Raw genomic sequence first — 13,585 nt, 5'->3', positions numbered from 1 at the left:
TGGGCCGTCCTTCCCAGTAGCCGGAGGGGACGCGAGGCGCAAGCCCGGTGGACAGAACGGGTCGAGCGCGATGTCAGACTAGGCGTAAATATGACCGATATGCGGCATTGTGCGCTCCAAGGTCGCCGAGTGTTATCCACAGGGTGGCGGCGAGGCGGTGGCTGAAGTCACCGGACCGGGACAGAATCAGAGCTGTGAGCCGGGCCACACGCGGCCCGGTTCGCGCGGTGCGCACCGCTCGTGCGGAACGGGCTCGTGCGGAACAGACGGGGGACGACGGGAGGCAGCAGCCGTGAGGACAGCGACACTGGGACCCGCCGAGCGCGTCGAGGCGCTCGCGGCCATGGCCGAGCACGAGCTCGACGTACTGGTGGTCGGCGCCGGAGTGGTCGGCGCCGGAACGGCGCTCGACGCCGTCACGAGAGGGCTCTCCACCGGCATCGTCGAGGCCCGCGACTGGGCCTCCGGCACCTCCAGCAGGTCCAGCAAGCTCATCCACGGCGGCCTGCGCTACCTGGAGATGCTCGACTTCGCCCTCGTGCGCGAAGCGCTCAAGGAGCGCGGACTCCTCCTGGAGCGGCTCGCCCCCCACCTGGTGAAGCCGGTCCCCTTCCTCTACCCGCTCCAGCACAAGGGCTGGGAGCGGTTCTACGCCGGCTCGGGCGTCGCCCTGTACGACGCGATGTCGCTCTCCTCCGGCCACGGCCGGGGACTCCCCGTCCACCGGCACCTCTCCCGGCGCAACGCCCTGCGCGTCGCGCCCTGCCTGAAGAAGGACGCCCTGGTCGGCGCCCTGCAGTACTACGACGCCCAGATGGACGACGCCCGCTTCGTCACCACCCTCGTGCGGACCGCCGCCTCCTACGGCGCCAGGGCCGCCAGCCGAGCCCGTGTCGTCGGATTCCTGCGCGAGGGCGAGCGGGTCGTCGGCGCCCGCGTCCAGGACGTCGAGGCCGGGGTCGCGTACGAGATCCGGGCCAAGCAGATCGTCAACGCCACCGGGGTGTGGACGGACGACACCCAGGCCCTCATCGGCGAGCGCGGCCAGTTCCACGTGCGCGCCTCGAAGGGCATCCACCTGGTCGTGCCCAAGGACCGCATCCACTCGACCAGCGGACTCATCCTGCGCACCGAGAAGTCCGTGCTGTTCGTGATCCCCTGGGGACGCCACTGGATCGTCGGCACCACCGACACCGACTGGGACCTCGACAAGGCGCACCCGGCCGCGTCCAGCGCCGACATCGACTACCTCCTGGAGCACGTCAACACCGTGCTCGCCACCCCGCTCACCCGGGACGACGTCCAGGGCGTCTACGCGGGCCTGCGCCCCCTCCTCGCCGGCGAGTCGGACGCCACGAGCAAGCTCTCGCGCGAGCACACCGTCGCCCACCCGGTCCCCGGCCTGGTCGTGGTCGCCGGCGGCAAGTACACGACGTACCGCGTCATGGCGAAGGACGCGGTCGACGAGGCGGTGCACGCCCTGGACCAGCGCGTCGCCCCCTGCGTCACCGAGGACACCCCGCTCCTGGGCGCCGAGGGCTACCGGGCCCTGTGGAACGCGCGCGCCAGGATCTCCGCCCGGACCGGACTGCACGTCGTCCGCATCGAGCATCTCCTCAACCGCTACGGCTCCCTGACGCAGGAGATCCTCGACCTCGTCGCCGCCGACCCGGAGCTGGGCCTGCCGCTCGCCGCCGCCGACGACTACCTGCGCGCCGAGATCGTCTACGCCGCCTCGCACGAGGGCGCGCGGCACCTCGACGACGTCCTCACCCGACGGACCAGGATCTCCATCGAGACCTTCGACCGGGGCACGCTCAGCGCCCGCGAGTGCGCGGAGCTGATGGCACCGGTCCTCGGCTGGGACGCCCGCCAGATCGAGAAGGAGGTGGAGCACTACGAGAAGCGGGTCGAGGCGGAGCGCGAGTCGCAGCGGCAGCCCGACGACCTCACGGCCGACGCCGCACGGCTCGGCGCGCCGGACATCGTGCCGATCTGACGCCGGCCCGGTGCGGGCGGGGTACCGGACGGGCGCCGATCCGGTGACGATCCGACAGGACGTCCGGGTCGTCCGCAAACCGGTGGGAACCTGAAGGGCGTGCGGACGCGTCGTCATCCCGGAGTACGGACCCGGGGGCGCCGCCCGTCCCGAGGTGAGGGACAATGGGCTCTCTTCCAGGGCGGGTTACCGCATCGCGCGGGAAGCGGCAGACGCGGCGCGGATCAGGGATCGCAGAGGGGACGCATGTCGGAGGCGGAGCAGTCGCGGGACACGGCGAAGGACCCCGGGCGGGACGCCGCCGCGGGGGCCGCGACCGACGGCGACCGAGGAGCGGTCCCGGCCGCGCGTGAACCGGGACGGGACGAGCAGGACGCGCAGGTCGGACGGGGTGCACAGGCTCCGGAGGACGCGCGGCCGGGTCGGCCCGCGCAGGACGTCGAGGACGTCCGGGACGGTGTGCCGGACTCCGGCGGGGACGTCCGGGGCGTGAAGGGCGGCGAGGGCGTGCCGTCTGACGGAGCGACGGGATCCGGTGAGCGTGACGCCGCCGCGGGAACCGCCCGCGAGGCATCCGCCGCGCGCGACGTCCCGGCCGACGTCCCGGCGGACACGCCGGTCGACGCCGCCACCGGACGGCTGCGGGGCACCGAGCCGTCCACCGGACGGGCCGGGTTCGGCGCCGGGGACGGCGACGGCGAGAGCGGCCGCGCGTCGGCCGGTACCCCGCGCGCGTCCGGCGGGGACAGGGCGCGCAAGGCCCCGGCGGGCGAAGGCCGGCTCCTCGCCGGCCGCTACCGCCTCGGCGTGGTCCTCGGCCGCGGCGGCATGGGCACCGTGTGGCGCGCGGTCGACGAGACCCTCGGCCGTACGGTCGCCGTCAAGGAGCTCCGCTTCCCCACCAGCATCGACGACGACGAGAAGCGACGTCTCATCACCCGGACCCTGCGCGAGGCCAAGGCCATCGCCCGGATCCGCAACAACGGCGCCGTGACCGTGTACGACGTCGTCGACGAGGACGACCGCCCGTGGATCGTCATGGAACTCATCGAGGGCAAGTCCCTCGCGGAAGCCGTGCGCGAGGACGGCACGCTCACCCCGCGGCGCGCCGCCGAGGTCGGCCTCGCCATCCTCGACGTGCTGCGTTCGGCCCACCGCGAGGGCATCCTGCACCGCGACGTGAAGCCGTCCAACGTGCTGATCGCCGAGGACGGCCGGGTCGTCCTGACCGACTTCGGCATCGCGCAGGTGGAGGGCGACCCCTCGATCACCTCCACCGGCATGCTCGTCGGCGCCCCCTCGTACATCTCCCCGGAGCGCGCCCGCGGCCACAAGCCCGGCCCCGCCGCCGACCTGTGGTCGCTCGGCGGCCTGCTCTACGCGTCGGTCGAGGGCAGCCCGCCGTACGACAAGGGCTCCGCCATCGCCACCCTCACGGCGGTCATGACCGAGCCGGTCGACCCGCCGAAGAACGCGGGACCCGAGCTGGAGCAGGTCATCTACGGCCTGCTCGCCAAGGACCCGGCCCAGCGGCTCGACGACGCCCGCGCACGGGTCCTGCTGCGGGCCGTGCTCGACGCGCCCGAGGCGGCGCCCGTCGCCTCTCCCGAGGTCACCACGGTCGTCCCGCTGCCGCCGCGCCCCGAGCACGTGCCGGCGGCGCCCGTGGTGCCGCCGGCCCCCGAGGCCGACCGGGTCCAGGGCCCCGACGCGGCCGCCGACCGGATGCGGGGCGCCCTGAAGTCCGTGCGCAACGCCGCGGCCTCGGCGTCGGCGAAGGCCGAACCGCTCCACGGCGGCGGCAAGCAGGGCCCGGCCCGCGCACCGCTGACCGACGTCGTACCGCGCCGCACCCTGGTGATCATCGCCGCGGTCGCGGTCCTCGCCGTGCTCGGCACGATCCTGGCCGTCTCCCTCGGCGGCGGCGACGAGAACAACCAGGGCAAGGGGAACGGCGGCACCACCGCCTCGGCCGGCACCTCGGCCGGCGGCGACGGTTCCGGGGCTTCCGGCGGTTCCGACGGCGGCAAGGGCCAGTCGCCGGGCGGCCCCGGCCAGCAGGGCGGCGCGCAGCCCGGGGACACCAACTCCACCGGCGCGAACGGCACGAACGGCACGACGGGGTCCACGGACGGGTCGGACGGCACCGGCGCCACGCCGTCCGGCAAGCCCGGCGGCGGCAGCGCACAGCTGCCCGCCGGCTACACCCTCGTCACCAACGCCAAGTTCCACTTCTCGATGGCGATGCCCGCCACCTTCCGCCTCCGCTCGATAGCGGGATACGACTCCGGCGGGATATTCAGCGAGAGCGGCGGCTTCCCGCGCGTTCAGGTCGACTTCAACGACAGCCCGAAGGACGACGCCGCCACCGCCTGGCGCACCGCCATGGCCGGTGTCGCCGCCACCAGCAACGGCTACCGGCACATCGGCATCCACACGGTCTCGTACAAGGGCTACCCGACCGTCGCCGACTGGGAGTTCAAGCGCACCCAGAAGGGTGTGAGCGTCCACGTGCTCAACCGCGGCTTCAAGGTGGACGCCCGGCACGGCTACTCCATCATGGTCAGCTGCAAGGCGGACGAGTGGAACGGCGCGGAGTGCCGGACGCTGCGGGAGACGGCGTTCGCGACGTTCACCCCCAAGGACTGACCGGCGCCACGTATCGTGAGAGTTCGTGGACCGTACGCAGCCGAACAGAGCCGTTAACTGCACGGTGCCGGACCGGAATTGACGGACTCGCGTGATCCCGCCCGATCCCGAGGGATCCGCGGGCCCACGGGGGACAGCGTGCGCGCGTGGGGAGGCGTCGTGGACGACTACGCGGGAAGGGTGCTCGCGGACCGCTACCGCCTGCCGCTGCCGCCGGCGGACGCGGACACGTACGCGCTCGCGGAGACGCGCGCGTTCGACACGTACAGCGGCCAGGAGGTCATGGTCCGCCAGGTGCCGCTGCCCGAGTTCGTCGACGCCGAGGTGCTCGACGGCGAGGGGGGTCCCGCGGATCCCCACGGCGCCGCGGGACGGGCGACCCGGCGGCCGGCCGAACCCGTCGTGCGCCGGGCGATCGAGGCGGCCCAGGCCGCCGCGCAGATCCCCGACCACCCCCTTCTCGACCAGGTCTTCGACGTCTTCGCGGAGGCCGGTTCGCTGTGGATAGTGAGCGAGGTCGTGGCGGCCAGGCCGCTGGCCGCGCTCCTCGCCGAGCGGCCCCTCAACCCCTACCGCGCCGCCGAGATCGGCGCCGACGTCCTCACCGCCCTGCGAGCCCTCCACGCCCACGGCTGGGTGCACCGGAACATCACCGCCCGGACCGTGCTCGTCTGCGACGACGGCCGCGTCGTCCTCACGGGCCTCGCGGCGGGCGCCGCGGAGGAAGCCCTCTGCGGGTACGCCCCGGTGCCGTCCGAGGCCGAACCGTTCGAGACCGAGTCGTTCGAGGCCGAGTCGTTCGAGTCCGGGCCGCGCGCTCTCGAACCGCACGTGCCCCAGCCGTACCTGCCGGAGGAATACGTCCCCGAGCCGTACGTCCCCGAGTCGCACGTACCGGGGTCGTACGTCCCCGAGTGGCACGCGGCCGAGGAGCAGTACGCGGCCGAGGAGTACGAGGCGACGGTCCATGGGGCCGAGGTGCACGAGGCGGAGATCTACGAGGCGGAGGTGTACGAGGAGGTCGACCCGGACGGCGGGGACGCGGCGGAGCCCCCGGGGGACGACCCCGCCGGTCCCGGCCCCGGCGACGATGCCTCCCCGTCCGACGACCCCTCCCCGTACGACGGCGCCAACCCCTACGACGCCGCTCCGTACGGCGCCGCCCCCTACGGTGTCGACCCCTACGGCCGTGCGGCGGCCGTGGCGCCCGCCGAGACGCAGCCGGCGGCGACGCCGCCGACCGCCGATGTGCGGGCCGCGCGGGCGGGTGCCATCGCCGCGTACCGGGCGGGTGCGCGCGCCGCGGCGCGGCTCGGCGAGACGGGGGCGCTGCCCGTCCAGCGTGCCGCGCCGCCGGAGCGGTCCGAGGTGCCCCCGCCGCCGCAGGCGCCCGCGGCGCCCGAGCCGCAGTGGTGGTCGCGGGTGGACGACGAAGAGGACGACGAGGACGACGGCGACGAGCCGTACGGCGGTGGTCCGCAGGCGGGCCCTCCGCCGCGCGTGATGCTGGCCGGCAGCTGGAGCGACGGCCCGCACGCGTCGCGGGACGCCTCCGGGCCGGTTCCGGCCGGTGGCGGTCCCGTACTGCCCGGTTCGGGGCGTCCGGCCCTGCCCGCCGGGTACACGGCCGCGACGCCGGACCCGGCGCGCCTGCCGTCCCCCGCCTCGGCCCGGGACGACGGCCGGGACGACTGGAACGACGGCCGGGGCGACGGCCGGGGCGACGGCCAGGGTGACGGCCGGGAGCGGGTCACCGTCCCGGCGCAGGCGCACCGCGGGCCGACGACCCGCCTCGACGCCGAGCGGGCGCGGCAGACCCGTATCGCGGTCGTCGGCGCCGTCACCGAGCGCTGGGCGCCCGAACAGGCCGGCCCCGTGCACGAGAACTGGCGCCTCGCGCCGCCGATCGGGCCCGCCACCGACCTGTGGGCGCTGGGCGCGCTCCTCTACCGGGCGGTCCAGGGGCACGCCCCCTACCCGGAGGACAGCGCGGCCGAGCTCGTCCAGCTGGTCTGCGCCGAGCCGCCGGCCTTCGCCGAGGAGTGCGGGCCGCTGCGCCCGGTCGTGGAGTCGCTGCTGCGTCAGGACCCCACCGAGCGGCCGGACTTCGAGGAGCTGCGCGGCTGGCTGCGTTCCCTCGTGCGGTCGGCGCCCGAGCCGGACGCGGGGGTCGGCGTCGTCCCGCTGCCGTCCTTCGACGAGACGCGGCTGCCGATCGTGCGCCGGCGCGGCGAGCTGGTGCGCCGTCGGCGCGGGGGAGCGGGGGCGGGCCGCCACCGTCACAAGCGCGGCAAGGACCCGCGCCCCGCGGGCCGTCGCGAGGACGTCCACGAGCAGGACCGGGCGTACGGGGACGCCCTGCCGGCCGAGCCCGACCACGCCCATGCACCGGCGGACGTCCCCGGCGGGTTCCGGGAGGAGTACGAGGAGTACGGGGGGTACGAGGAGTACCGCGAGGAGATCCCGCAGCGGGCTCCGCGCGCGCCCCGCACCCGGCGCCCGTCGTCGGCCCGGGGTCCGGAGTCCCCGCGGTCCCTCGGCCGCACGCTGCTGGTGCTGGTCTTCGTGCTGCTCGGCGGCGCCGTCGCGTACGCGGTCCTCTTCATGCCCGGCGACCGGGAGACCCCCGCCGCGCCGACCGGCTCCACGACCGGCGCGCCGCCGACGACGCGGCCGGGCGCCCCGTCCGCCGAGCCCTCCGCCGAGCCGTCGGGCGGGCCGAGCAGCGAGCCGCCCGCGAAGCCGTCCACCACCGCGCCCGCCGCCGACCCGTCCGCCCCTGTCCTCGCCGCCGGTTACACCGTGCGCCAGGACCCGGAGGGTTTCCGGATCGGGGTGCCGAACGGATGGCGGCGCAGCCCGATCAACGACGCCGGGCAAGTCCGTTACACCAGCGGCGACTTCACGATGATCGTCGTACCGGGCCGGGACAGCGTGCGCGACAACGGCGGCGACCCGCTGGAGTACCAGAGCGGAAGGGAGCGCGAGCTGGAGCCGTGGCGGGCGTCGAGCTGGTCGGGGGCGGAGCGCACGCGCCGGGTCGACATCGGCAGGACGGCGACGGCCACGGGAAGTTACTGGTGGCTGGACGGCAGCGGCCGGGAGGTCTTCGTCCGCAACCTCGCCCTCATCGACGGCGGCCGGTACCACGTCGTCCAGGTCATCGGCCCGTACGCCGAGCGCGACAAGGTGAGCGAGATCCACGAGGAGGCGACCAGGGCGTTCCGGCCCGGGCGCTGAAAGCGGAAGGATGCCCACCGGCCCCTGGTCACAGTGCTGTTCCTATGGCCGCCCCGAGGTTCCGCCCCCCGTACCCCCCTCCGTAACCTGTTCTCCGAAGGAATGGGCGGGGGCAAGTGGAACATTCTCAGAGCACAGGTACGGGGCTGCTGCTAGCGGGGCGCTACCGGCTGGGCGAGTCCATCGGACGCGGCGGCATGGGCAAGGTCTGGCGCGCGCACGACGAGGTACTGCACCGTGTGGTGGCGGTGAAGGAGTTGACGGCGGGCCGGTTCGTGGCCGAGGCCGACCGGCTCGTGCTGCACGCCCGTACGCAGAAGGAGGCGCGGGCGGCCGCCCGGATCACGCACCCGGGTGTGGTGACCGTGCACGACGTGCTGGAGCACGACAGCCGGCCGTGGATCGTCATGCAGTACGTCGACGGGCCCTCGCTCGCCGACGCCGCCAAGGAGGCCGGCACGATCGAGCCGCGCGAGGCGGCCAGGATCGGGCTGCACGTCGTCGGCGCGCTGCGGGCCGCGCACGCGGCCGGGGTGCTGCACCGGGACGTCAAGCCGGGCAACGTCCTGCTCGCGCGCGACGGGCGCGTCCTGATCACCGACTTCGGGATCGCCGCGATCGAGGGCGACTCGACGATCACCCGGACCGGGGAGATCGTCGGCTCCATCGACTACCTGGCGCCCGAGCGGGTGCGCGGCGGCGACCCGGGCCCGGCCTCCGACCTCTGGTCCCTCGGCGCGACGCTGTACACGGCGGTGGAGGGCGTCTCGCCGTTCCGCCGCACCTCCCCGATCAGCACCATGCAGGCCGTCGTCACCGAGGAGCCGCCGCACCCCGAGAAGGCGGGGCCGCTGGCGCCCGTCATCGTGGCGCTGCTGCGCAAGGACCCGGACCAGCGGCCGCGCGCCGACGAGGCCGAGCGGATGCTGCTCGACGCGATGGAGGGGCGCAGGCCGGAGGCGGCGCAGGCGTACGTGCCGACCCAGCGCGTCGCCCGGGAGGACCTGGAGGCGCAGGAGGGCGGGAGCCGCACGCCGGCCCGCCCGGCCGCCGAGGCGGGGCCGGCCGACCCCGCCCCCCGGACGGGCGAGGACGGCGCGGAGGCCGCGCCGGGTACCACCGCGAAGTGGCCCCACCCGGCCGAGCCGTCCCCCTCGCGCCGGCCGTCGCAGTCGCCGCCCACGCCGGTGCCCTCGCCCACGCCCGCCGGGTCCGGCCGCGGCCGCTGGCGCAGCGCCGTCCTGGCGGCGCTCCTCGCCGGGCTCGTCGCGGGCGGCGCCGTCTTCGCGGCCATGAACTACGCGGGCGACCGCGCCGGAGGCGACGGACGGCCCACGGCCACGGGCCCTGCCTCCGGCCCGGCCACCCAGGGCGCCGCCAACGGCGTCCCGGACGGCTGGCACCGGGTCGACGACCCGAAGGGCTTCAGCCTCCTCGTGCCGGACGGATGGAAGCGGCAGACCGAGGGCGACCAGGTCGACTACACCCCGGACAACGGCCGCCACCGCATCCGGATCAGCATCGACCGGAGCCCCGACTTCGAGAACCCGTACATGCACGCCCTCGACCTGGAGCGCCTCCTGGAGAAGCGGATGGACTACACCCGGGTCAAGCTCAACCAGAACACCTACCGCGACCAGGTCCGCTCCGCGCTCTGGGAGTTCACCTGGACCGAGCGGAAGGACTTCCCCGGGCCGCGGCACGCGATCGACCAGATGTACTACGAGGACGACGGCACGGAGTACGCCGTCTACATGTCCTCGCCGGAGTCGAGCTGGGAGACCACCCGGGAGCAGTTCGACATCGTGGTCCAGCACTGGCGGGCACCGGTCGGCTGAGCTGCCCAGGACGGCGGCGGCCGGGCACCCGGGCTCCCCGGACGGACGGCCGCCGGACCGGGGAAATTCTCCGCGTCCGGCCCTCTCCGGCCGTAAGCCCCTGATCAGGGCTTATGTGCCAGTGATCGCTGGCGCGATGTGTGCGCCCGGTGAAAACGCATTACCGACGGGTACCCAAAGGGCGGAAGGCGGCCTACGCTCGGCGTCATGACGGACTCGCAGGCCCCCGCCGCCCCTCCGGTTTCCGACGCACCCGCCGCGACGGCCGGAGCGGCCGCCCCCGCCGGTGCGACCAACCCGGTCGCGCCCGCGCCCGCCGGCGTGCGGACCGCCGCCGACGTCGTGACGCCCGAGGTGGTCGCCCGCCTCACCCGCGGCGTCGTCGGCTCCGGCCGCACCGCCAACCACACCCCCTTCACCGGGGAGAAGCTGGCGGACCTGCCCGAGTCCACCCCCGAGGACGTCGCCGCGGCCTTCACGCGCGCCCGTGCCGCCCAGACCGCCTGGGCCGCCACCCCGGTCAGGACCCGCGCCGCCGTCCTCCTCCGCTTCCACGACCTCGTCCTCCAGCGCCAGTCCGAGGTCCTCGACCTCATCCAGCTGGAGACCGGCAAGGCCCGCCTGCACGCCCACGAGGAAGTCCAGGCCGTCGCCGTCGCCGCCCGGCACTACGGCCGCAAGGCCGCCGCGTACCTGCGCGCCAAGCGCCACACCGGCGTCGTCCCGACCCTCACCAAGGTCACCGAACTGCGCCAGCCGCGCGGGGTCGTCGGCCAGATCGCCCCCTGGAACTACCCGCTGGAGCTCTCCGTCGGCGACGCGCTGCCCGCCTTCGTCTCGGGCAACGCCGTCGTCATGAAGCCCGACACCGAGACCGCGCTCACCGCGCTGTGGGCCCGCGACCTGCTCATCGAGGCCGGACTGCCCGCCGAGGTCTTCCAGGTCGTCCTCGGCGAGGGCCCCGTCGTCGGCCCCGAGGTCGTCCGGCACGCCGACTACGTCTCCTTCACCGGCTCGACCCGCACCGGCCGAGAGGTCGCCCAGGGCGCCGCCGCCCGGCTCGTCGGCGTCTCCCTCGAACTCGGCGGCAAGAACGCGATGCTCGTCCTCGAGGACGCCGACATCGAGAAGGCCGCCGCCGGAGCCGTCCGCGCCTGCTTCTCCTCCGCCGGCCAGCTCTGCATCTCCATCGAGCGGCTGTACGTCCACGCGTCCGTCGCCGACGCCTTCCTGGAGCGCTTCGCCGCCCGCACCAAGGCCATGCGGCTCGGCAGCTCCCTCGCATACGGGGCCGACATGGGCTCCCTCGTCGGCGACCGGCAGCTGGAGACCGTCAGCCGCCACGTCGAGGAGGCCGTCGCCAAGGGCGCCAGGCTGGTCGCCGGCGGCGTCGCCCGCCCCGACATCGGCCCCCTCTTCTACGAGCCGACCATCCTCGACGGCGTCGAGGCCCCGATGGCCGTCTGCGCCGAGGAGACCTTCGGCCCGGTCGTCTCCGTCTACCGCTTCACGGACGAGGACGAGGTCGTCGACCTCGCCAACGCCACCCCGTACGGCCTGAACTCCTCCGTCTGGACGAAGGACTCCCGCCGCGGCCACGCCGTCGCGGCCCGGCTGCGCACCGGCACCGTCAACATCAACGAGGGATACGCCCCCGCCTACGGCAGCGTGCAGTCCCCGATGGGCGGCATGAAGGACTCCGGGCTCGGCCGCCGCCACGGCTCCGAGGGCATCCTCAAGTACACCGAGGCCCAGACCGTCGCCCAGCAGCGGCTCATGCCCCTCGCGCCCTCCTTCGGGATGGACGACGAGAAGTACGCCGCCTTCATGAGCGTCTCCCTGAAGGCGATGAAGGCCCTGCGTCTGCGCTGACACCGCCGGGGCGGTCTCCGCGGCCGCCCCGGACTTCCGACCGTTTTCGCCCTTGCCGTACGAGGAGAGCCATGACCGCGGTACCCCCTACCCAAAATCAGGAGCAGGCCGAGGACGCCGCGTACGACTACGACGTCCTCGTCGTCGGCTCCGGCTTCGGCGGCTCGGTGACGGCCCTCCGCCTCACCGAGAAGGGCTACCGGGTCGGCGTCCTGGAGGCCGGGCGCCGCTTCACCCGCGCGACCCTGCCGAAGAACTCCTGGGACCTGAAGAACTTCCTGTGGGCCCCCGCCCTCGGCCTCTACGGCCTCCAGCGCATCCACCTGCTCGGCAACGTCATGGTGCTCGCGGGCGCCGGCGTCGGCGGCGGCTCCCTCAACTACGCCAACACCCTCTACGTACCGCCCAAGCCGTTCTTCGACGACCCGCAGTGGAAGGACATCACGGACTGGCAGGACGAGCTGCGGCCGTATTACGACCAGGCCCAGCGGATGCTCGGCGTCCGCCTCAACCCGACGATGACCCCCTCCGACGAGCACCTCAAGTCGGCCGCGCAGGCGATGGGCATCGGCGACACCTTCCACATGGCCCCGGTCGGCGTCTTCTTCGGCGACGGCGACGATGCCGACGGGACGACGAAGGCGAAGCCCGGCGGCGAGGTCGCCGACCCGTACTTCGGCGGCGCCGGCCCGGCCCGGCGCGCCTGCACCGAGTGCGGCGAGTGCATGACGGGCTGCCGGCACGGCGCCAAGAACACCCTCAACGAGAACTACCTGCACCTCGCCGAGAAGGCCGGCGCCACCGTCCACCCCATGACCACGGTCGTCACCGTCACCGAGGACTCGCGGGGCGGCTTCGCGGTGAAGACCCTCCCCACCGACCAGCGGAGGAAGGGCAGGGGCCGCACCTTCACCGCCCGCCGCGTGGTCGTCGCGGCCGGCACCTACGGCACCCAGAGCCTGCTGCACCGGATGAAGGACACCGGCCTGCTGCCCCGGATCTCGGACCGGCTCGGCGAACTCACCCGCACCAACTCCGAGGGCCTGGTCGGCGCCCAGACCACCGACCGCCGCTACCGCAAGCGGCACGGCAAGGGGAAGGTCGACTTCACCCGCGGCGTCGCCATCACCTCCTCGATCCACCCGGACGCCAACACCCACATCGAGCCGGTGCGCTACGGCAAGGGCTCCAACTCGATGGGCGGCCTGACCGTCCTCCAGGTGCCCTACGGCGCCCACCGGGTGCGCAACTGGTTCCTCAACGTGCTCAAGCACCCCGGCCTCGCCGTCCGCTCGCTCTCCAACCGGCACTGGTCGGAGCGGACCATCATCGGCCTCGTCATGCAGTCCCTCGACAACTCCCTGACGACCTACCGCAAGCCCGGCGGTCTCGGAAAGGGCCTGCTCACCGCCCGCCAGGGACACGGAGCGCCCAACCCGGTCCAGATCCCGGAGGCCACCAGGGCCGCCACCCTCCTCGCCGAGGAGATCAACGGCTTCGCCGGCTCCAACATCGGCGAGCTGATGGGCACCCCGCTCACCGCCCACTTCCTCGGCGGCTGCCCGATCGGAGCCGACGCCGGGGCCGGCGTCATCGACCCCTACCACCGGCTCTACGGCCACCCCGGGATCTCCGTCGTCGACGGAGCGGCGGTCTCCGCCAACCTCGGCGTCAACCCGTCCCTGACGATCACCGCCCAGGCCGAGCGGGCCATGTCCTTCTGGCCGAACAAGGGCGAGGAGGACCTCCGCCCCGGCCAGGGGGAGGCGTACGCACGGCTCGCGGCGGTCGAACCGAAGTCCCCCGCCGTGCCGGCCGAAGCCTTCGGCGCCCTGCGGCTGCCGTTCCTCGGCATGCCTGCCGTCCCGCCGAAGAAGGTCTGAGACCCGGCGGAAGAAGCACTCGGACCGGGCGGGAAGCAGCTCTGAGGCCGGGCGGGAGAAGCCCGGAAGCACGACACAGAAAAGGCGCTGCACCCCCCTCCGAG

6 protein-coding genes are annotated in these 13,585 nt (G+C 74.2%); all 6 read left to right on the top strand.

What is annotated here, in order from left to right; genetic code table 11:
* The first annotated feature begins 292 nt into the window (after positions 1-292).
* The 6 genes from ACFVZH_RS10770 to ACFVZH_RS10745 all read left to right on the top strand — a co-directional run bounded on the left by ACFVZH_RS10770 (position 293) and on the right by ACFVZH_RS10745 (position 13,481).
* Positions 293-1,999, top strand: coding sequence for a glycerol-3-phosphate dehydrogenase/oxidase (locus tag ACFVZH_RS10770; protein WP_384895479.1), 1,707 nt, complete (start codon positions 293-295; stop codon positions 1,997-1,999).
* A 246-nt stretch (positions 2,000-2,245) separates the two neighbouring features.
* Positions 2,246-4,648, top strand: a complete 2,403-nt coding sequence (locus ACFVZH_RS10765; RefSeq protein WP_384895477.1) for a protein kinase — start codon at positions 2,246-2,248, stop codon at positions 4,646-4,648.
* A 159-nt stretch (positions 4,649-4,807) separates the two neighbouring features.
* On the top strand, positions 4,808-7,888 hold the full coding sequence (locus ACFVZH_RS10760; protein WP_384895475.1) for a protein kinase: 3,081 nt from the start codon (positions 4,808-4,810) through the stop codon (positions 7,886-7,888).
* A 116-nt stretch (positions 7,889-8,004) separates the two neighbouring features.
* On the top strand, positions 8,005-9,726 hold the full coding sequence (locus ACFVZH_RS10755; protein WP_384895473.1) for a protein kinase: 1,722 nt from the start codon (positions 8,005-8,007) through the stop codon (positions 9,724-9,726).
* A 207-nt stretch (positions 9,727-9,933) separates the two neighbouring features.
* Complete coding sequence (locus ACFVZH_RS10750) at positions 9,934-11,598, top strand: succinic semialdehyde dehydrogenase (protein WP_384895471.1); 1,665 nt, start codon at positions 9,934-9,936, stop codon at positions 11,596-11,598.
* A gap of 71 nt (positions 11,599-11,669) precedes the next feature.
* Positions 11,670-13,481 (top strand): GMC family oxidoreductase N-terminal domain-containing protein, encoded by a 1,812-nt coding sequence (locus ACFVZH_RS10745; protein ID WP_384895469.1) that lies wholly within the window; start codon positions 11,670-11,672, stop codon positions 13,479-13,481.
* Positions 13,482-13,585 lie beyond the last annotated feature (104 nt).

Origin of the sequence: Streptomyces sp. NPDC059534 (assembly GCF_042743475.1) — a bacterium.
In the GTDB taxonomy this organism is placed as follows: Bacteria; Actinomycetota; Actinomycetes; order Streptomycetales; family Streptomycetaceae; genus Streptomyces.
This window is presented reverse-complemented; position numbering and strand designations above follow the sequence as displayed.